The 19,658-nt window shown below is 41.8% G+C and carries 18 protein-coding genes; 3 read left to right on the top strand and 15 right to left on the bottom strand.

From position 1 onward, the window contains the following. Window positions 1-315 precede the first annotated feature (315 nt). The 8 genes from AS034_RS12225 to speD all read right to left on the bottom strand — a co-directional run bounded on the left by AS034_RS12225 (window position 316) and on the right by speD (window position 6,994). Entirely contained in the window at window positions 316-1,677 is a 1,362-nt protein-coding gene (locus tag AS034_RS12225) for a DEAD/DEAH box helicase (RefSeq protein WP_074440009.1), read from the bottom strand. Between the two features lie 317 nt (window positions 1,678-1,994). Then, window positions 1,995-2,375, bottom strand: a complete 381-nt coding sequence (locus AS034_RS12230; protein WP_032088468.1) for a peroxiredoxin family protein — start codon at window positions 2,373-2,375, stop codon at window positions 1,995-1,997. A gap of 16 nt (window positions 2,376-2,391) precedes the next feature. Beyond that, window positions 2,392-2,733, bottom strand: a complete 342-nt coding sequence (locus AS034_RS12235; RefSeq protein ID WP_032088467.1) for a DsrE/DsrF/DrsH-like family protein — start codon at window positions 2,731-2,733, stop codon at window positions 2,392-2,394. Between the two features lie 94 nt (window positions 2,734-2,827). Beyond that, the gene (locus tag AS034_RS12240; RefSeq protein WP_032088466.1) at window positions 2,828-3,223 is read right to left on the bottom strand and encodes a DsrE/DsrF/DrsH-like family protein; all 396 of its coding nucleotides are present in this window, start codon (window positions 3,221-3,223) and stop codon (window positions 2,828-2,830) included. A gap of 63 nt (window positions 3,224-3,286) precedes the next feature. Continuing rightward, window positions 3,287-3,580 carry a rhodanese-like domain-containing protein gene (locus AS034_RS12245; RefSeq protein WP_058298638.1) on the bottom strand — a complete coding sequence of 98 codons (294 nt, stop codon included), beginning with the start codon at window positions 3,578-3,580 and terminating at the stop codon, window positions 3,287-3,289. 128 nt (window positions 3,581-3,708) lie between these two features. Continuing rightward, a complete protein-coding gene (locus AS034_RS12250) occupies window positions 3,709-4,806 on the bottom strand; it encodes a PRK06851 family protein (protein ID WP_058298639.1) in 1,098 nt (365 codons plus the stop codon). Window positions 4,807-5,257: 451 nt separating this feature from the next. Then, window positions 5,258-6,055 (bottom strand): TIGR00266 family protein, encoded by a 798-nt coding sequence (locus AS034_RS12260; RefSeq protein WP_058298641.1) that lies wholly within the window; start codon window positions 6,053-6,055, stop codon window positions 5,258-5,260. 123 nt (window positions 6,056-6,178) lie between these two features. Beyond that, window positions 6,179-6,994: an adenosylmethionine decarboxylase gene (gene speD, locus AS034_RS12265; protein ID WP_032088461.1), complete on the bottom strand. Its 816-nt coding sequence runs from the start codon at window positions 6,992-6,994 to the stop codon at window positions 6,179-6,181. A gap of 197 nt (window positions 6,995-7,191) precedes the next feature. Between speD and AS034_RS12270 the strand changes: the two genes are divergently transcribed. Then, entirely contained in the window at window positions 7,192-8,322 is a 1,131-nt protein-coding gene (locus AS034_RS12270; protein WP_032088460.1) for a CAP domain-containing protein, read from the top strand. 70 nt (window positions 8,323-8,392) lie between these two features. On the opposite strand, the gene AS034_RS12275 is transcribed toward AS034_RS12270, so the two are convergent. From AS034_RS12275 to AS034_RS12285, 3 genes are all read right to left on the bottom strand, one after another. Then, window positions 8,393-10,969, bottom strand: coding sequence for a helicase-related protein (locus AS034_RS12275; RefSeq protein WP_336433367.1), 2,577 nt, complete (start codon window positions 10,967-10,969; stop codon window positions 8,393-8,395). A 214-nt stretch (window positions 10,970-11,183) separates the two neighbouring features. After that, window positions 11,184-11,639 (bottom strand): SRPBCC family protein, encoded by a 456-nt coding sequence (locus tag AS034_RS12280; RefSeq protein WP_032088459.1) that lies wholly within the window; start codon window positions 11,637-11,639, stop codon window positions 11,184-11,186. Between the two features lie 80 nt (window positions 11,640-11,719). Continuing rightward, on the bottom strand, window positions 11,720-12,505 hold the full coding sequence (locus tag AS034_RS12285) for an HAD family hydrolase (RefSeq protein WP_032088458.1): 786 nt from the start codon (window positions 12,503-12,505) through the stop codon (window positions 11,720-11,722). A gap of 169 nt (window positions 12,506-12,674) precedes the next feature. On the opposite strand from AS034_RS12285, the gene AS034_RS12290 reads away from it, so the two are divergent. Next, the gene (locus AS034_RS12290; protein ID WP_032088457.1) at window positions 12,675-12,971 is read left to right on the top strand and encodes a DUF948 domain-containing protein; all 297 of its coding nucleotides are present in this window, start codon (window positions 12,675-12,677) and stop codon (window positions 12,969-12,971) included. Window positions 12,972-13,468: 497 nt separating this feature from the next. On the opposite strand, the gene AS034_RS12295 is transcribed toward AS034_RS12290, so the two are convergent. The 4 genes from AS034_RS12295 to dcuS all read right to left on the bottom strand — a co-directional run bounded on the left by AS034_RS12295 (window position 13,469) and on the right by dcuS (window position 18,808). Then, complete coding sequence (locus AS034_RS12295) at window positions 13,469-14,374, bottom strand: AEC family transporter (RefSeq protein ID WP_058298642.1); 906 nt, start codon at window positions 14,372-14,374, stop codon at window positions 13,469-13,471. Between the two features lie 79 nt (window positions 14,375-14,453). After that, window positions 14,454-15,779: a 2-hydroxycarboxylate transporter family protein gene (locus tag AS034_RS12300; protein ID WP_032088455.1), complete on the bottom strand. Its 1,326-nt coding sequence runs from the start codon at window positions 15,777-15,779 to the stop codon at window positions 14,454-14,456. 727 nt (window positions 15,780-16,506) lie between these two features. Further along, window positions 16,507-17,217 (bottom strand): response regulator, encoded by a 711-nt coding sequence (locus tag AS034_RS12305; RefSeq protein ID WP_058298643.1) that lies wholly within the window; start codon window positions 17,215-17,217, stop codon window positions 16,507-16,509. Continuing rightward, window positions 17,189-18,808 (bottom strand): DcuS/MalK family sensor histidine kinase, encoded by a 1,620-nt coding sequence (dcuS, locus tag AS034_RS12310; RefSeq protein ID WP_058298644.1) that lies wholly within the window; start codon window positions 18,806-18,808, stop codon window positions 17,189-17,191. Before dcuS ends, AS034_RS12305 begins: the two co-directional genes overlap by 29 nt. 120 nt (window positions 18,809-18,928) lie before the next feature. Between dcuS and AS034_RS12315 the strand changes: the two genes are divergently transcribed. Further along, window positions 18,929-19,579 carry an MtnX-like HAD-IB family phosphatase gene (locus AS034_RS12315; RefSeq protein WP_058298645.1) on the top strand — a complete coding sequence of 217 codons (651 nt, stop codon included), beginning with the start codon at window positions 18,929-18,931 and terminating at the stop codon, window positions 19,577-19,579. Window positions 19,580-19,658 lie beyond the last annotated feature (79 nt).

Genomic DNA, 19,658 nt, shown 5'->3' on the forward strand with positions numbered 1-19,658 from the left:
GACAAAACTTTACTTTCCTCGGGCTCCCGTTATCCACCTTCTTCATATTCAGGGAAAGAACTGTCCAGCTGCTGGGCTTAGAGGCACATGACTTAAGCCACACGCATCTCTTAAAAGCTCTTCCGCATTTCTAATAGGTGTCTGCGTTTCGCACTCCAATCAACCGCTGGAACAGGTAATGAAAAAGGATACGTTTACGCATTATCAACCTGATTTAGCAAAACACCATACTCACTTTTTAACAAATAAAAAACCGGACTACTTTGCATCTTGGGAAGCAATGTAGTCCGGTTTTTTATAGACTTACGTTTCTCATTAGTTTTTTGGTTTTGTTGGACGGGCTGCCGGCTTTTTGTTGGACTTAGCACGTTGGTTAGTGACTTTTTTTCGTTCTTTATTCTCTTTTATCGATGGTCTTGCTGTTTCACGCGAGGCCTTTTCCGATTTTTTATTTCCCGGCCGTTTTCCGTAAAATCCTTCTTTTTCAGCATTTTGCTCTTTGCTGCTTGTCTTTGTCGAATTGTTTCGGTTTGATGAAGGTCTTTTTCCTTTATTTTTTTTCTTTTTGGATGTTGAGTTTTCTTTATCTTTAAGGGAGATGGTGTTCCCTAAATTTTGTTTTTGAATTCTCGACTGTAAATCACTTTCAATTTTATCGAGTAACGGCCTGTCTTCTGAAGTATAGAGAGTATAGGATAAACCTTCTGCTCCAGCTCTTCCTGTCCTGCCTATCCGGTGGGTATATGTTTCGGTATTTTCAGGAATATCATAGTTGAAGACATGGGTAACCCCTTCGATATCCAGTCCACGGGAAGCTACATCGGTTGCGACCAGGAAAGGTATTTCCCCTTTTCTGAACGCTTCCATCACTTCTTCACGTTTATCCTGAGGAATATCACCATGAAGTTCGCCCGCTTGAGTTCCGTTTGATTTAAGAACTTGATAAAGTTTCGAGACCCTTCTTTTGGTCCGGCAGAATATTACTGCCTTTTTCGGATTGAATGCATCCACTAATTGAAGAATCGTTTCCTGTTTTGCTTTATCCACCGTGAAGATGGCAAATTGATTAATTGAAGAAGGAGCGGCTTTTTCTTCGATCTCGATAGTTTTTGGCTCTTTCATATATTTAAGGGCCAATTTTTTGACAGGTGCCGGCATGGTGGCTGAAAACAGCATCATCTGCCTTGAACGAGGTGTTGATTTTATGATTTCCTCTACTTTATTCAAAAAACCGATCTGGAGCATTTGATCTGCTTCATCCAACACAAAAAATCGTACATGCGAAAGGTCCAGATTCCCACGTTTGATTTGATCCAATACCCGGCCCGGCGTACCGACAAGATAAGCCGGATTTTTTTGAAGCTCTTCTAGTTCCTGCTCATGACTTTGACCGCCGTACATTGCTAAGATGTCCGTATTCTTTTGTTTCTTTGTCAGTTGTTTTAAAACATCCGCAACTTGTATGGTCAATTCTCTGGTCGGAGTGACAATGATACCCTGGATGTGGCTGCCGCCCTTTTTACTTTTTTCAAGTATCGGCAAGGCAAATGCATATGTTTTTCCAGAACCGGTTTGGGCTTTTGCCATGACATCCCGGCCTTTCATTACTTCCGGAATGACTTCCCTCTGAATGGGTGTCGGTTTCACAATGCCCATCTTCGACAGTGTTTTATCCATTTCTTCTGAAATCCCTAAGGATCTAAATATATTCAAGTACAGTTCCTACTTTCTTTTGCTAGTAATCGTTCGCTTATTAATATTGAAGGTTTCAGTGTTAAAAATCAATAGGATAAAAAAAGAAGAAGCCTCATTTGACTCCTTCTTTAGAAAAGCTTATTCAATAATAAGATGACTCCTGCCAGGAGCCACAGCCACAAGCCCGGTCATATAGGCGGTATATATCGTTTGCGGCTTTTCTTTGAAGATTTGCTTCATGTCCCATTTCCACAATTCGATTTCTTCCAGTTCATATTCTCCATCCTTACTTTAAGATACTAAAAATGAACAAACAAATCCGCTGAATTACTTTCATTCAGCACCCACTTGATGGGAACCTGCTCGGCAGGGTAGATAAGATCCAATTTTTCATGATGGTCAGCATCCACTATATAAAATCGCACTCCGGCTTCCGCTGCCAGCTCAACCAGCTCGTTGATTGTCGGTGCATTGAATGCATCGAGTGCCTGTGATAAATATTCAATTCCTTTCGATGGCTTAGGGACAAAGTTGTTTGTCAAAATGTTGACACCCTTCCTTGAGAATGCCAATATAACATCTGCACCAGAGGAGGCTGCACCTACTGCGATATTCAGCGGAGGATAAACAGACTCCAATTCATCATGAAGTGCGAGTACTACAACTTTTCTTTCAGGCATACCGGATTGCCCCCCTTCAATAGCTTAATACTGCATCAGCTCCATAAGCAATCTCAAGAAACGTGACGACACCAGCCAATTCAACACCATCGACTAATTCTAATCCATCTGCCACAAGAATGTTCAATTGGCAGCCGTAGAGTCCGATCCCTAAGGAATGTGCCTGTTGAAGCAATTTCTCCATATCCACTCCATGGGACCTCTCCAGTTTCTGCGTGTACCGTTTATCCAATACATATGCTCCATCCAAATCGAAGAAAATCATTACCTCATCGCCGCTTTTCTTTCGCTCGATACCCTCTTTGATCACATAGGGAGCATTAGAACTTAAAGTGACAAAATAGACCCATCTCTTCATAAGGTACCACTTCTTCCAATGGATTCTGTTTAAAACAGTTTTTAAAAGAGAGCTATTGGAAAACCCAATAGCTCTTCTTATACTGAATTTTCAATTAGAATGTTAATGTAACATCTGCATCTTTGGCAAATTCTAAGAATGTGACGGCTCCGCCTACTTCTATTCCGTCTACAAAAGCTTCTTTATCCAGTCCCATGACGTCCATAGTCATTTGACAACCAATAAATCGAACACCCATTTCTTTCGCCATTTCTACAAGCTCAGGAATGGCCGGTACATTTGCTTTAGTGAACCCTTCTTGGAAATGTTCTTTACCTTCAGGCATCGGCAGCTGTTGATGGGCTTCTTTATGAATTAAATTTAACCCTTCGAATGTGAAGAAAATAGCTACCTCCTGATCTGTTGCAGCTGCTGCCGTTGCAATGTTATAAACCTTATACGCATCAAATAATCCACCATTACTAGCGATGATTGCTACTTTTTTACTCATATCATAATTCCTCCTGTTAGTTAAATTTAATACCTAATAGGGTATAAATGCACTCAAAAAAATTTATTTGACTTCGCCTTCCCAGGCCATCATTCCACCAGTCATATTTATAACTTTAAACCCTTGATTTTCAAGGATCTGAGCAGCTCGTCCACTTCGTCCGCCCGAACGGCAGACCATGATATATTCCTTGGACTTATCCAGTTCATCCATCCGTGATTCAATCGATCCAAGTGGGATATGCTTGGCGTCAGGGATCATACCAGCTGCTACTTCATCATCCTCCCGGACATCGATTATATTAGGTTCATCATTTTTTAGTAATTCCTGTACTTCTTTTGTTGATAATTCTTTCATAAGTAAATTCCTCCTGTAGAAAGATTCATAATTTGTTCTTGAGTTAATAATATACCTATGTGGGTATATTGTCAATGCTATTGCACAGAAAAAAATCACGCAGTCTTTCTCGCGTGATCTACACTTTCTTATATCGAATCAACAATGGATTTCATCTCATTAAATATTTCTTCTTTAAGTCGATCAACTTCGTTGAAATCCATCGCATCTACATAAATGGCCTCCAGATTCTCCCTCAAGGCCTTCGCTTCACTCAAATACGAGATTGCCTCTTTCATTTTATCTTTATACCCCTTTGTGGTCCTGGCAATTCCCTCGGCGAACTTCTCATCGGTGCCAGGAGTGATGCAGCGTTCGTACATATCGACGATTTCGTCGCTATCGCGGTCAGGGAAATATTCATGAGGGGCAGTACTGTCGAATATGGCTATTCCCTGTTCGCGGATGATGACCATATCCAGACTGTTCGGGTCAAAGCCGCAATGGTAGATTTCGACATCAAACCCTTTTTCCTCACCTGCCGCCGCGATTTTCTTTAACATAGTCGATTTCCCTGAGCCGGCACGCCCCTTGATGAAATAACGTTTCTCCACATCCTGGGTCAGGTTTTGGATATAATCGACAGCTCCATCGGGCGTAGCCGCACCAAGGAACCGGTGTACCACTTTCGCTCCCTTTTTAAGAAAGTTGTCTCCATAAAATAAATTGATCAGCTCCTGAGTTAACTCATTGGCTCGGTTAAAGTCCATATTGGAAATATAAATTTCTTCAATGTCATCATGGGCTGCCAATGCTTGAGCAAAAGTATGATATGCCGTCTGGAATTTATCAGAAATTAGATCATTCAACTCCAGAATTTCTTTTTTATGTTCTTTCAATACATTCGAATCCCAAGCTGTACCGAGATTGACATACTCTTCAATTACTCCCGGTGCCTTCGGTTCGATTATATGGGGTGCTGTCCCATCTACAATCCCGACTCCCCACTGAGGCAGGATCACTCCGTCAATCGATTGATTATCTGATGCACAATGCAAATATTCAACGTCGATTTCCCTTTCTTCGAATCTTTGCCCAATATCCTTCATTAACGAAGATTTACCCGTTCCTGGCCCGCCCTTCAATATAAACAACCGATTCATTCCATCCAGGACCGAATCATACAGACTGTAAAATCCTTTCGCTGTATTGCCTCCTGCATAATAATGCCGTACACTCCCTGACATAAAACCACCCTTTCCATTTCATCTACTATTACATATGTCAAAAAGAAAAAATGGGTGAATAACACAGAAAAGCGGAGGCGGCTTGGTCAGAGGCGACAAGCATAAGATGAATGGGCCTTGAAGGCGTTTTTTGCCTTCATGGTCCATTTAGCTTATGACCTCGAGCCTCTAGCCGCCGGAGCTGGACAAAAAGAAAAGCGGAAGGGCTTCGCTCAGAGGCGGGTGGCATAAGCCGAACCGGACGGGAAGGCGTTCTTTGCCTTCATGACCGGTTTGGCTTATGACATGTGCCTCTAAGCCCTGCAGCTGGACAATGAAAAGCGGAGGCGGCTTGGTCAGAGGCGACAAGCATAAGATGAATGGGCCTTTGAAGGCGTTTTTAGCCTTCATGGCATAAACCGGCAAATAAAAAAGACAGCAAATAACCTGCTGTCTCGAATACTCTAATATATTAATCATCACCGTTCAAGAAATCACCGATTCCCCCTAAAATACTGCCTTCTCCAGTTGATTTTCCGCCTCCTGGGGCATTTGCATAAATTCTTTCTGCCAAGCGGCTGAATGGAAGTGATTGAATCCATACATTCCCAGGACCGCGCACCGTGGCGAAGAACAGTCCTTCTCCTCCTAGAAAAGCAGACTTTACCTTGCCAACATACTCAATATCGTAGTCAATATCTTTAGTCATGGCGACCAGGCATCCTGTATCGACTCTCAGCAATTCACCTGGCTGGAGTTCCTTTTTATATATAGTGCCCCCGGCATGCAAAAATGCGAGGCCGTCCCCTTCTAGCTTCTGCATGATGAATCCTTCTCCGCCGAAGAAACCCGTACCCAGTTTCTTTTGAAAATCTATCCCGACTGAAACACCTTTTGCTGCACACAAGAAAGCATCCTTCTGACAGATGACTTTCCCGCCTAATTCACTTAAGTCAACAGGGATGATCTTACCAGGGTAGGGAGCAGCAAAAGAAACATGTTTCTTGCCGCTTCCTTCGTTCGTAAAGACAGTCATAAATAAACTTTCTCCTGTCAACAAACGCTTACCGGCTCCGACCAGCTTGCCGAATAAGCCGCCTCCCCTTCCATCATGGGCTCCGTCACCGAAGATCGTTTCCATCGAAATGCCGTCATCCATCATCATCATGCCTCCTGCTTCCGCGACGGCACTCTCTCCTGGATCAAGCTCGATTTCCACGAACTGCATATCATCTCCATGCAGCTTAAAATCTATTTCATGTGAATTCATGGGTAATCCTCCTTATGATTATCTACCATCCCATTATACTGAATGAAAGGATCCAACGGGGTGGTGACCTGTGAATTTTTTCAAAAAAAATCCCCTGTCGGCATATACCAACAGGGGATCGGTCTAGTAATGAGTGTGTATATTCTTTCCGTAAAAGATTTCATCCATTTCCATCTTTAATTTCTTCGTTATTTCATCAGCCTCTTCCTTTTCAAGCTTCTCCTTTGAATAACCGAACAGATAGTTATTCAAGTCGAATTCCTTCAATTTACATTTTGTGTGGAAGATATTTTGTGGATAGACGTTTACATCTATCATGTCATATTCGTCTTTGATTTCTTCCGGAATATAATTCTGGATGGAATTGATATCGTGATCAATGAATAGTTTTCGACCATTGATATCCCTCGTAAAGCCGCGCACCCGGTAATCCATCGTCATGATATCAGTGTCAAAAGAGTGAATCAGATAATTGAGTGCCTTCAATGGCGATATTTCACCGCACGTAGACACATCAATATCTGCACGAAATGTACTGATCCCTTCATGAGGATGATATTCAGGATAAGTATGAACTGTAATATGGCTTTTATCCAAATGCATCGTCACGGAAGATGGAAGCGGTCCAGGCGATTCATCGAAATGTTCAGTCGGGACTTCTACGATGGGTCCCTCTGACACAAGGATCGTCACACTTGCCCCCTGGGGTACATAATCCTGTTTCGCAATATTCAGGACATGTGCCCCTATGATGTCGGAAACGTGCGTAAGTATCTTTGTGAGCCTCTCTGCATTGTACTGTTCATCGATATATTCTATGTAAGCTTCCCTTTCTTCCCTTGTCTTTGTATAACAAATATCATACATATTAAAACTCAAGGACTTTGTCAGATTATTGAATTCATGCAGCTGTATTCTTTCTTCATGTGTAAGTTTCATTGATTAATTCCCCTTTTCATTTATTTCCCGGTCTTAAATGGAATCTACTTTTTATGTTACCCATACAAAACTATACTAAAACAGGGAATATGGATTGAAAGGATGCAAGATGGGGTATATAGAGGTGAAAAGTTTTCCTTTCGTTTTCCTTCCATGATTTTTTGGGTAAAATGAAGGATAGATTGGAGTGTTACCGCATGAAGCGATTAATAATGCTTATTGTTGTTATATTTATTGCATATGGTTCAAAACCGGTCTGGGAGGAAAAAGTAGAGGCGACCGGATTGGATTCCATGCTTTCTAAAATACAGGAAATGAAAGACAACCCGAAAGTACAGAATGCTTTTGACCAATTTTATAATGAATTGAATCTGCTTTTGGTCAAGCTTGATGAGTCAATCGGAGAAATGAAAGATGGCGAAGACAAGCAAGACCGTGGAACCATCGATAAGCCGTCTCTTTCCGCTCCGGAAAACCAGGAATTTTCCATACATAATATTGAACTGGGTGATTCAAGGGGTTCGGTGGAAAAAGAACTTGGTGCTCCAGTACGTAAAACACTTAACGAGTACGGGTCGTACTGGCATACCTATCATGAAGATTATCAAAATTTCTTTATGGTGTCCTATGATTCCGAACAGCATGTGAATGGATTATATACCAATCAGGACTTACTGACTTCTTCTACAGGGATAGAAATTGACAGTCCGAAAGAAACGGTTCAAGGCAGGCTTGGTGATCCCTTGACGTCGATAAGAAAAGGACTTACGGTCTACCAGCTGCAAAACAATGGAGAACATGATGTCTTCCAGGTCGATGACAGCTATGTCACCTTCTTTTATGACAAACATGAGCAGGATTCTGTCACAGCAGTGCAAATCATTGATCGAAGTCTGGAACAAAAGAAGCAGGGATTTTATACAGAACCGAATCCGGAACTGAAAGAAGGATTCGAGTTTCAGTTATTCGACCTTACCAATGCCGCCAGGGTAAATCACGGATTGCTTCCCCTGACATGGGATAATGGGGTGAAGAAGACGGCACGCAAGCACAGTTTGGATATGGCGGACAACAATTATTTCAGCCATACAAACCGCGAAGGAAAATCTCCCTTCGACCGTATGGAAGAAGACGATGTGGCTTTCAGGACAGCGGGAGAAAATCTTGCCTACGGACAGATGAGTTCAATATTCGCACATGAGGGATTAATGAATTCAAAAGGTCACAGGGATAATATCCTTCAGTCACACTACGAATATCTTGGTGTAGGGGTTGCCTTTAATGGTGAATCGCAGCCTTATTATACAGAAAACTTCTTCAGCCGATAATGCAGATAAAAAAGCAAGCGGATCCCGCTTGCTTTTTTACGTTAAGTATTCAATTATTGCCGATGACCACTTACCCCTTCTTTCTTTCCCGCCGCTTACGCTTCAACGCGTGGCATCTGTCACAAATTGGGAAACCAAAGTTGGGTGGAAGCTTCTTCCCGCAATTCCTGCATTTCTTTGAGAGACCTTTCACTTCGGTCCGTAAGCTTTCATGCACACCATCAGCGATTTCCTGCCTTGTTCTTTCCCAATAGTATGCTTCTGTCTGCCTTCCTAAACGGTAAAGAAGTAATAAATGCAGCCCTACTGCCTTATAGGAAATTTCCTTATGTTCAAGGTTTTTATTACTGATATCCGGCTCAGGAAGCTCCTCGTCATTAACAATCGCATGCATGGAATCCAGCCATTGCTGAGTGAGCTTGTTTTCTTTCTTCGAAAACGGCAAGTGCAGAAATCCGTATAAATCATTAAGGGAGAGCCTTGCTTCTATATCTGTCCCCCGGACGAGTCCGTACAATTCCCTCTCTTCTGTTAAAGAAGCTTTTTCTGTCCCGTATGGACTGTCATAGCGGTCCCATAATTCGAAGAAGGTATCCAAATCATGATAATAACGCTGGAATCGTTCAAAAACATTGCTTGTAGGGGCTATCGCAAATGTTTTAAGGGAAGGGTCATCCTGCGTCAATAAGTGCGTCATTTTTTTAATATCCTTGGTGAAGGCGATCTTCCCAGCCTCATAGATACCTTTTCTTCCAGCTCTTCCTGCGATTTGCTTGACTTCCTGTGATGTAAGGAGCCTTCTTCTTGTCCCGTCAAACTTATCGTTTTCCAGAAATACGATTCTCCTTATCGGCAGGTTCAAACCCATTCCAATCGCGTCTGTTGCCACGATTACCTTTGTCTTACCTGTAATGAATTGCATCATCTGTTTCTTGCGCGTCTCTGGAGGCATGCTTCCATAAATCATGCTTACTTTGTGGCCGTTATTCTGAAGTCTGGAGGCTGTATCCAGCACTTTCTTTCTGGAAAAGCAGACAATGGCGTCTCCCTGCTTTGCATGCTTTAATTTAAATTCCTTCTTTTCTACCTGTAAAGGAATCTCTCTTTCATAATTGTGTATCTGCACCTGCTCTTCTCCAACCAGGCCAAGTAAGAGAGTCCGTACGTTTTCACTCCCGATAATATGGACCTCTTTTGCCCTGGCTTTCGTTATGGCCTTATACCATGAGAAACCTCGGTCCTGATCGGCAAGCATCTGTGCTTCGTCGATAACAACCACTTCGTAATCGTTCTTTTCGTGGAACATCTCAACTGTGCATGCCATATGACGTGCCCCGCCGACTTCTTTTTCTTCCTCTCCGGTCTTAAGCCTGCAAGGCACTCCTTCGCTATTCAGCTTATCAAAAACTTCCAGGGCCAATAATCTTAAAGGGGCAAGGTAAATCCCGCTCTCGGCAGCTTTCATGCGGGTCAACGCTTTATGGGTTTTACCTGTATTCGTTTCTCCTATATGGAGGACGTATTCTATCCCTTTTCTTTGGGATGGACTGTATTCCTGGCCGAATATGTCATGCAGTATCCGCGCATCTTCTTCTTGCTTTTCTTTTAATAACGCTTCTTCTTCCTCTTTAAGCTGGAGTCTCTTTTCAAGCGCTGTTCTATAAAGTGAAAGATGCTCTTCTATATCAAAAGGTACAGCTGCAAGCTCCATCAAATCGACGACATATTCTTCTCGGATCCAATTGAAGAAAAGTGTTTTTTCTTTCAAGATGACAGGTTGTGCCCATTTGATAACTTGCTCTTGTGAAAGTTCTCGTCCGTAAATTTCCTTATAAGAAACCAGGATATCAGCCGGAAGATTCTCACATACATAAGATGAAATAACATTCTCTGTGCAAGAAGAAATGAACCGTTCATAAGGAAATTGATACGTTTCGTATTCCCAGAGATTTCGTTCCCATTGTTCACTTTTCTTATGAATGGATCCAGTAAATTCCTTTAGTATGTCAGACACTGTAGTAAAATCATGATTGCTGAGCATTCCTTGTTCTTCTAACTTATCCTCAAGTGCAAATGGATCGATTTGTTTATATTTCGGTTTTGAATTCAAGTCACTCACTATCTTTTTTGAGAATATATACCTTAATTCCAAGTACCAGTTAAGTTCCTGGTCTTCGACCTTTTGCTCAAGGAAGTATAAGATTTCTTTTTGGACACCTTTTCTTTTCGAAGCCGTTAACCTTTCTTCCATTTCTTTGAGGTATCGTTCCCTTTCCTTACGGTGACGAGTTTCCCATTCCTGCTCATCCGGCGCATTCTCCTGAACCCACTCCCTAACATGGAAAGGGCGTTCATTCCGGACTTCATTTCGGAACATTTTATTCAGAATCTTTTTATCGACTCCTTCTACTTCATATCCCTTACTACGCAGAAATGATTTTTTATGACTTCTAAGAATATTATTTGTCACCTTGTTCAGCCATGTATTCAACCAAATCTGCTGAAAAAAGCCGCTTCTTTCTGACAAATAGTCCTGAAATGCAGGACATTCCTTGTGTGACGCAAGAAAATGCGAAATATCTTCTTCAATCTTCATTTTTGTTTCCTCAATCGCTTTTTCGCGGATCGATTCAAGGTTTTGCATCATATGACCCCTCTTTAAAACTTACTGCTTATAGTGTATGTAGTTCCCTGGATTTTTTCGTTAAAAAATTCCATGCTTTATTCAAGCCGAATTATATCTTAGCATAACCTATGTTTTTTCAACTAACAATGAACCTCTGACGGGATGAACCCCGATTTATAAGATTAATTGGAAGAACCAGCGGATTATTTACTCCGCTGGTTCAGCTTTGTCATCTTTATAAGTTGTGGGAATAGAGCCTTTCGATTTCATCGGAAACGTTGTTTGTTAATTCCCTTGTCATATCGGGGACCATTCTTTCAATTATGGGAGTGATCAGTTTGCCCATTGAACTATCAGGCCTGATGGACAACTTTCCCCTTACAATGGTTTCGTATGTTGAAAGACGGGAAGCTTCGAATGAACCGCTGCCAGAAAACTTTTCATTGAGCCCTGTTAAAGTGAATGATACTTTGTTGGGTTTTATCCATTCTTTGATTTCCACTTTTGCATGAATCTTCTTTTTGAAAAGACCTGCATCTACTTTGAATTTCCACTCCGATTCTGCATCACTGATTATTGTATGTTCCATATAGCCGGGGACAAGCGCAGCCCATTTCTCAAGGTCGCTTACTAAATCCCATACTTTATCAATCGACGCATCCACCAACTTCTCATGAAATCCATTTGCCATACGGTGTGCCTCCTTCATGTTGAAAACTACCCTCATGCAGTGCACATTTTATGAAAGCGGGTCACTGAATATGAGAATAATTATAATTGTTTCATCAATTCTGGAAGTCCGCTCAGCTCAGATACTTCGAAATCAGGAATGACTTCTTCGGGTTTCTCATTCCTTCTATTTATCCATATACTTTTTATGCCTGCTTGATTTGCGCCTTTTATGTCTGTCTTTAGATTGTCACCTACCATAATGACATCTTCCTTAGCGAGAGACAGCCGGTCTAGCGCATGCTGAAACATCGCCTTATCGGGTTTACCCTTTCCGACCGCTCCGGAAATAATGACTTCTTCGAAATAAGGAAGGAGTTCCTTAGTCATTTGCAGTTTTAGGTTTTGAAGATCAGGGGAACCATTAGTGAGAAGGACCAGCCTGTATTCCTGCTTTAAAGCGTCCAGTACCTGGAATGTGTCTTGATATACAAAAGGATGATTCTTCCTTTCAGTCCTGAAACGTTCCGCCAATTCCTTGCCCAGATCTTTGTTGTGTATTCCCGCATTTTCTAATCCTAGTGTCCATGCTTGTTCGCGATATTCAGGCACGATTTCCTTCATTTTCATAAATTGTTCATGATGTTCATCGGGAAAATCACCCCAAAGACCTTCAAAGGGATTAATGCCGATCATTTTCGTGAATTCATATGTATCGTACGAAGAGTATAATTCCATGGCTTTTTTTCTTACTTCCTTTTCTAACCTCTCAGGATCAATATCCACCTTAGAACCAGCATATTTACAAGTTTCATCAAAAGCACTTTGGATGCTTTTTGCATCCCATAACAATGTATCGTCCAAATCAAAGAATATTGCTTTTACCATCCACTTTCCCTCCGCTCTCATAAACTTATCAATAGATTACTAGCTGTACGATCGTTAGTAAAGCCATATAGTTAAGAAAATAATAATTAATGAATAAGAAACAGTTAATTTTCTTGAAAACAGGGAAAATATAATAAAACAGAATTAAATATGCAAAGGTGGAGATCATATGTGGCTAATCTATTTAAGTATCGCAATTGTGGCAGTTGCTCTAATAATGCTTGCTGTCAGCGCAAGAAAAACATTCAAAGAAACAAAACCGGCGATAGATTCAATTAACCAAACAGTCAGCAGTATTCAGGCAGATATGAATCGCGTGACTGCAGAAACCGACCAGCTCCAAACAACCCAGGGAGAAATTCAGACAGACATTCAAATGAAAAAAAGCTCGATTATGTACACTGTGAATGAAGCAAAAAGAACACCAAAGGTGGCAAAGGAATTTGCAAGAAGCATGAAAAAATAAGAAAGAGGCTGGGACAAAAGTGATTTAGCATAAGCAAAACCCGAACTATTTTGCATGAGATGAGGCAAAATAGCTCGGGTTTTTAATTTGTTCATTGTACATCTAGGAATTAGCTCATTCAGCGGTTGATTGGAGTGCAAGACGAAGACTCCTGCGGGAAGAGTAGCTTATTAGAAAAGCGGAAGGGCTTCGCTCAGAGGCGGGGGGCATAAGACGAATTGGTCACGAAGGCGTTCTTTGCCTTCTTGGCCGGTTTGGCTTATGACCTGTGCCTCAAAGCCCTGCAGCTAGACAAGTGAGACCCCGCAGGCTTGCCGAGGAGGCTCACGGGCTACCCGCGGAAAGCGTAGTCTTGCACGGAAATCATTAGCGTTATTTAGTCCACTCTGAAATGTTCGTCTTTAGACAAGGGAATTTTAGTTTTGTCCCAATCTCTTTCAAGACAATAAGTATACATAATATTATTACAGTATTCCCCTCATCTATTCTTCAATCTCTCATACCGAAACAATTGCCAGCATGATTGGAATCGTTATGATACTCATTAAGGTCGTGATCAATGTACTGGCTGATACCAAATCTGGTTCAGTGTTGAATTGCAGGGAGAACATCGTCGTATTGGCAGCAGTCGGCATGCTTGCCAAAATGATCAGAATCGCCCCTAGTTCCGCATTAACGGGAAGGAAAGATACAAGAATAAAAGCAAGTACAGGTGACGCGGCCATTCTCAAAATGATAATAAGTGATAACGACCCTTTTTCAACTGCTTTTCCTCCAAGGGTAGCAAGCTGCATACCCAATACCACCATGATGACAGGGATTGTCGCTTGTGAAATCAAATCAATTGTTTGACTCATGAACAACGGGACATGGAGATGCAGCAGCTGAAAACTTAATCCTATCCATGCACCATGGAGTATCGGCATTTTGATAATCTTCATCCAGATCTCCCTATTGTCCCTTGTTATATCACTTCCGCTTACAGCATAATACAAACCGATCGTATTCATGAGAAACGACTGAATCACCATCATGATGACAGCATAGCGAAAGCCAAGTTCCCCGAACGCAAACAGGATGACAGGCGCCCCGTAATTCCCGCTGTTCATAAATACGCCGGAAAGAATCATCGCGGAGACTTTAGGCTTGGAATAATCATTTGCCCTGGCGACTATTTTAATCGTAACAATCAATAGCAGACAAAGGGACAAACAAAAGATAAATATATATAGGTAGTCCATATTTAGTTCATTCTCGTAAAATGTCTTGAATGCAAGAAATGGATACATTAAATAGATGGCCATTTTAGAAATAGAATTGATTTCAAATCCGAGTTTCTTCTGCCCGATGTATCCTACAGCAAAAACCAATAAAGCAGGAAGGACAATCAATATGACATTCATTTTTCTTCACCACAATCATAAGTCATTAAAGATAGGCCTGACTGCAATAGTCAAGCCTTCGTTTAAGTTTAACATGTTTTTACAAGAGAGGTATGATCAGACCGGCCAATAACAATATCAAAGCACCGCCAAGGCGGGAGGAGATTTGAGCAAACGGCATAAGTTCCATTCTCTTTGAAGCGGATAGAACAGCAACATCTCCAGTCCCCCCCATATTCGCCATGCAAAGTCCTGCCGTAATCGCTGATTCTATCGGATAAAAGCCAACCAGTTTTCCCAGGATCGCTGCCCCGATGATCGCTCCGAGCACCACTCCGAAAACAGTTAAAATATACTGAAGAGTCAATGCTTCAAGCACCGTATTCAAGTCAGTATAGGCCACACCGATTCCAAACAACAGGGCAAATGTCCAGTTGCTTGCCACAAACTGATACCACTGACTTGCGCCTTCCACCACATTTTGAGGGATGATATTGGAAATCTTCGCCGCAGCCACAAGAATGATCATGATGGCATATGGATGAAGCGGAAGAACTGTGCCAAGCAATGTCCCGACTGCAAAAAATGTCAAAGCCGCCAATAAACCGACCCCCATCTTTTCCACATTGTACTTTTGCTTTGTTTTCTCATATGTGAAGCCTTTCATCAATTGACCGTTTCCACTTAAGGAGGGAACTTTCTTCCCAATCATATCAAGTACGGACGCCAGTATGATGGCAAATACATTTCCTAACGCCAGAGCAGGTACAAGCATCGAAATATAGTAGCTTGGCTCATTCCCCATCATTTCAGAGTAGATTTGACTCATTGGGACAGCCCCTGCCCCCATTCCTCCGCCCATGATTGGCATCGTAATGACAAGTATGGCTTCTTGCAGAGTGAACCCGACAAGAAATCCAAGCAGCCCGGCGATGATGACAGCTCCTGCAACAGCTCCGAAAATCGGAAGGAAATATCGAAGCCCTACTTTCACAAGCACTTCTGAGTTCATTCCTAAAATGCTTCCTGTAATCAATGCAGCAATATAGAAATTCAGGAATCCTCCTGATTTCATAAAGTCAGTCATCGAAGTAACTGTCTCTTCTGGAAGTAATCCTGCATATACCATAAACGCAGAACCAAAAATCGCAATGATTGCTCCTCCCCCCAGGAATGTCTTGACAACTGGAGTGCGATCACCCGCCCAGCCCAGCAGTTCACCGAGAACCATCATGACAAGAAGGGTCCCGATCATACCTCCCGGGAGATTACCAGTATATAAGCTTACTAGTGTTATAGCTGTGAAAACCAAAAACCATAAGATCGGTATATTGAAAATATGCAAGGACCGATTTTGGTTCGACACGACCTTTTCCTTTCCCCCTTTTTCTTCCTTAAATGCAAGTGTTGAATTTACTTGTCCCATCCTATTCATCCCCCAGTTTGAATTTAAACGTTACTAGTGAATCATTTGTCACTGACTGTTTCCTGACAGAAAATTATTCGGAAAATTAAAAAATAAATATTGTAATTCAATACTATGAAAACGCTTACTGTTTTCAAAGATTTTGAAACTATTGATTGGCTTTTGTAATTAAAAAAAGAGATTGGGACAAAACTAAAAAGTAGAAGTACAATCTCAGTCCAGGTTTTTTACCGCTAATGATTTCCGTGCAAGACTTCGCTTTCCGCGGGCGGGTGGTGAGCCTCCTCGGATTAGCCTGCGGGTTAGAAAGTTGGAAGGGCTTTGGTCAGAGGCGGGTGGCATAAGGCGAATCGACCACGAAGGCGTTGTTCTTTGCCTTCTTGGGCGAGTTGACTTATGACATGTGCCTCTAAGCCCTGGAGCTGGACAAATAGAAAAGCGGAAGCGGCTCGCCCAGAGGCGACAAGCATAAGGCGAGAAAGCCGGAAAGGCGTACTTTGCCTTTTTGGCTTTCTTGACTTATGACCTCGAGCCTCTAGCCGCTGGAGCTGGACAAGTCTCACCTAACACGCTTTCCCGCAGGAGTCTACGTTTTGCACTCCAATCAATCGCTGGAAAGGGCTAAACTCTAAATGTACTTTAAACAATAAAAACCCGAACTCATTTGCCCTATCTTTTGCAAATTAGTTCGGGTTTTACTTAGACTAAAACACTTTTGTCCCAGCCTCTATAAATAGTTCCTTAGCCGGACACCATTCTGTTTATTCAATTTATATTGGTATACCGGTCTTCCGATCCCGTAATTCAAGCTCTCGTACACCACGCCGATTTCATGAAGGAATTTAAGATATTTTCTTATTGAAACCCGTGATATAGTCATTACTTCCGCAAGTTCATCAGTCGAAAACGACTTTTCCCCAAGTTTCTTGATTTCTTCATAAATTATTGACAGCGTTCTGCTTGTCAACCCTTTCGGAAGGCTTGCCTTCCCACTTGGTGACAGAACATCTTTTTTCAGAAGCAGATCAAGCTCGTTCTGTCCAATGGTCGCTTGATTCTCAAAGATTTGTGTAGTCTTTCGATATGAAGTTAAAGCCTTGCTAAACCTCTCAAATTCAAATGGTTTGATCAAATAGTCGACAACCCCCATGCGAAGCGCGGCTTGTATATTCTCTACTTCGGAAGCAGCTGTGATCAGAATGACATCTGTTTCGTATTGCTTCAGCCTGATTTCCTCCAGTAAATCCATTCCCGTCTCATTCCCAGGCATAAAGACATCCAGTAGAATAAGATCGACTTTGCATTTACTCAGCACTTCCTTGGCATGATTTATAGTAGTTGCTACGCCCGCTAGATCAAATCCCGGAATGTCTTGCAGATAAATTTGATTGAACTTGGCCACCATCGGGTCATCCTCTACGATTAAAACCTTTATCATTTATTTCCCCCCCAAACGAAGCTTGTACAATCATGGTTGTCCCTGATTTCTCTTTCGATTCCACATGCAGATGTCCAGCCAATTTATTTAAGCTCTCTCTTACCAGAAAGAGGCCATATCCCCTTCCTGTCCCTTTCGAGGAATATCCTTTTTGAAAAATATCATCAATAATATCCTCCGGGATCCCTTGTCCTGAATCCGTAACGATCAATTCAAGGGTCGTATCTTCATAGGTTAATTCCAAAAGAACCTCTCTTTCAATACACTCTGAGGTTGCTTCAATGCTATTGTCCAATAAATTCCCTATGATAGTAATTAAATGATGGGTCACCTCGGGCTCCATCGGTTCGGGAATTACATTTCGGCAGTCGACTGTTAACTCAACACCTTTCTCCCTTGCATGACTGAGCTTCCCCATAATGAATCCTGCCAGAGCAGGATCTTTTATATTGGAAGATATGGCGCTCACTTCGTCCATATTGATCGAAACGAGTTCTTTGATATATTGGTTCAATCTCGAGTAATCCTTCATTTTCACCAAACCCAGAATGACGTGCATTTTGTTCATGAATTCATGGGATTGAGCCCGGAGTGCTTCTGCATATGACTTTACCCCTGTCAGTTGTTCAGCCAATCGGTTCACATCTGTTTTATCACGGAAGGTAGAAATGGCACCGGCGACTTCGCCATTCACAATTAATGGAACACGATTCTCCAGAATTGAAACCCCATTTATTATCTGCTCTTCATTCAATTCGGGTTTTCCTGTTTTCATCACCGCTTCCAGCCTGGATAGAGGCATGAATTCCTTTATAGGCAAACCGACTGGATTGACGTCAAGGCCAGCTTTGGTAAAGATTCTCAATGCTGATTTATTCACTAAAGAGATCGTCGTGTCCCTATTTACCGCTACAACCCCTTCATGAACCGACTGGAGCATGGTGTTCCTTTCTTCCAGTATCTTTGCGATTGAACCAGGCTCAAGTCCGAATAATATTTTCTTTATGTATCTTGCAATAATCAAAGCCCCGATGATGCCAACGACGATGCCTATGACAGAGCCAGTCAAGATATTATTGTGGCTTTGATTCAGCGCCTCTTCCACCCTGTTCAAAGAAATCCCGACGGCCACCGCCCCGATCTGCTGGTCATTTTCATTATAAATCGGGGAAAACGCCCTCACGGATTGCCCCAGTGTTCCTTCTGAAATTGAGAGGCTTTCCTTTCCCCTCAGTACATCTTTTTCATCACCGCCGACAAAGTGTTTGCCAATCTGTTCCTGGTTAGGGTGGGATTTCCTGATCCCGTTCATATCCATTACGACTACAAACAACACTTCAGCCGACTTTTGAATATCCAGGGTATAATCTTGTATTTCCCCTTCATTCTTTCTGTTTTCCAAACCATCTTTAACAATGGTTGAATGTGCAACGGTCCTGGCAACGACTTTCGCTTTTTCTTCGATTGATGATTCAATGTTTTCATTAATCGTTCTCGATATGAGTAAATCTGTCAATAATAGCGATACAAGGACAACGGTGCATACGAAAAGAATGATCATCGTACTCAGTTTAAGCTGCTTCTTTTTCACAGGACTCACTCCAGACTACATAATACATTACATTTTACACGATAATCAGAAAATTGTGGGATAATGGGTATGATACTTGTATGCTGTTAGAATGAAAGGAAATTCTCAGGAGGGTTGATAATGAAGAAATGGGCATTTGTGTCTGACTTTGACGGGACGATTACAAAGAAAGACTTTTATAAAATCGTCATAGACAAGTATTTTAATGAAGGCAAAGATCTGTATAACCAATGGAAATCCAATGAAATTAAAGATATAGAATTTTTAGCTTCTGTTTTCAGCTCGATCAACCAGGAAGAAGATATTATCATTGAGGATATTAAATCCATCGACATTGATGAATACGTCCCGACTTTTATTAAAAATGTGCAAAATAGCAACGGGGATTTTTACATTTTAAGTGCAGGGACCGATTATTATATCCATCACCTGCTGAACCATTACGGGGTAGACGGAGTAAAAGTATTTTCTAATGAAGGGTACTATGAAGATAAGAATGTGCACCTGCACCTTGACAGCAGTCACCCTCACCATTCTGAACGTTATGGAATCGATAAATCTAAAGTCATTGCAGATTTAAAAAAAGAATATGAATTCGTATGTTTTGCCGGTGACAGTGAGCCTGATTCACATCCAGCCAAACTGGCACATGTAACCTTTGCCTTTGCACAACTCCAAGATCTTCTGAAAAGCCTTTCACTTCCTTGTATCAATGTGCGAAATTTCAAAGAGATTGAAAGGTATTTGCGTGAAAAGAATTACCTTGACTAGTATATCTTCAGCATGTTTTTGCGCTGGAACCTTATACGTTGTATAATGAATATGCCCTTCCCGAACATTCGCTTGTTGC

The sequence above is a fragment of the [Bacillus] enclensis genome (assembly GCF_001456935.1).
GTDB classification, from domain to species: Bacteria; Bacillota; Bacilli; order Bacillales; family Bacillaceae_B; genus Rossellomorea; species Rossellomorea enclensis.

Excerpts from the sequence above, each read along its gene's own strand:
- AS034_RS12270 (WP_032088460.1), top strand. The coding sequence starts at position 7,192 with ATGAAGCGATTAATAATGCTTATTGTTGTTATATTTATTGCATATGGT.
- AS034_RS12295 (WP_058298642.1), bottom strand. The coding sequence starts at position 14,374 with ATGAATGTCATATTGATTGTCCTTCCTGCTTTATTGGTTTTTGCTGTA.
- AS034_RS12275 (WP_336433367.1), bottom strand. The coding sequence starts at position 10,969 with ATGATGCAAAACCTTGAATCGATCCGCGAAAAAGCGATTGAGGAAACA.
- AS034_RS12285 (WP_032088458.1), bottom strand. The coding sequence starts at position 12,505 with ATGGTAAAAGCAATATTCTTTGATTTGGACGATACATTGTTATGGGAT.
- AS034_RS12290 (WP_032088457.1), top strand. The coding sequence starts at position 12,675 with ATGTGGCTAATCTATTTAAGTATCGCAATTGTGGCAGTTGCTCTAATA.
- AS034_RS12315 (WP_058298645.1), top strand. The coding sequence starts at position 18,929 with ATGAAGAAATGGGCATTTGTGTCTGACTTTGACGGGACGATTACAAAG.
- AS034_RS12235 (WP_032088467.1), bottom strand. The coding sequence starts at position 2,733 with ATGAAGAGATGGGTCTATTTTGTCACTTTAAGTTCTAATGCTCCCTAT.
- AS034_RS12260 (WP_058298641.1), bottom strand. The coding sequence starts at position 6,055 with ATGAATTCACATGAAATAGATTTTAAGCTGCATGGAGATGATATGCAG.
- AS034_RS12250 (WP_058298639.1), bottom strand. The coding sequence starts at position 4,806 with ATGTCAGGGAGTGTACGGCATTATTATGCAGGAGGCAATACAGCGAAA.
- AS034_RS12245 (WP_058298638.1), bottom strand. The coding sequence starts at position 3,580 with ATGAAAGAATTATCAACAAAAGAAGTACAGGAATTACTAAAAAATGAT.
- AS034_RS12230 (WP_032088468.1), bottom strand. The coding sequence starts at position 2,375 with ATGCCTGAAAGAAAAGTTGTAGTACTCGCACTTCATGATGAATTGGAG.
- AS034_RS12225 (WP_074440009.1), bottom strand. The coding sequence starts at position 1,677 with ATGGATAAAACACTGTCGAAGATGGGCATTGTGAAACCGACACCCATT.
- AS034_RS12280 (WP_032088459.1), bottom strand. The coding sequence starts at position 11,639 with ATGGCAAATGGATTTCATGAGAAGTTGGTGGATGCGTCGATTGATAAA.
- AS034_RS12305 (WP_058298643.1), bottom strand. The coding sequence starts at position 17,217 with ATGATAAAGGTTTTAATCGTAGAGGATGACCCGATGGTGGCCAAGTTC.
- AS034_RS12240 (WP_032088466.1), bottom strand. The coding sequence starts at position 3,223 with ATGAGTAAAAAAGTAGCAATCATCGCTAGTAATGGTGGATTATTTGAT.
- AS034_RS12300 (WP_032088455.1), bottom strand. The coding sequence starts at position 15,779 with ATGGGACAAGTAAATTCAACACTTGCATTTAAGGAAGAAAAAGGGGGA.
- speD (WP_032088461.1), bottom strand. The coding sequence starts at position 6,994 with ATGAAACTTACACATGAAGAAAGAATACAGCTGCATGAATTCAATAAT.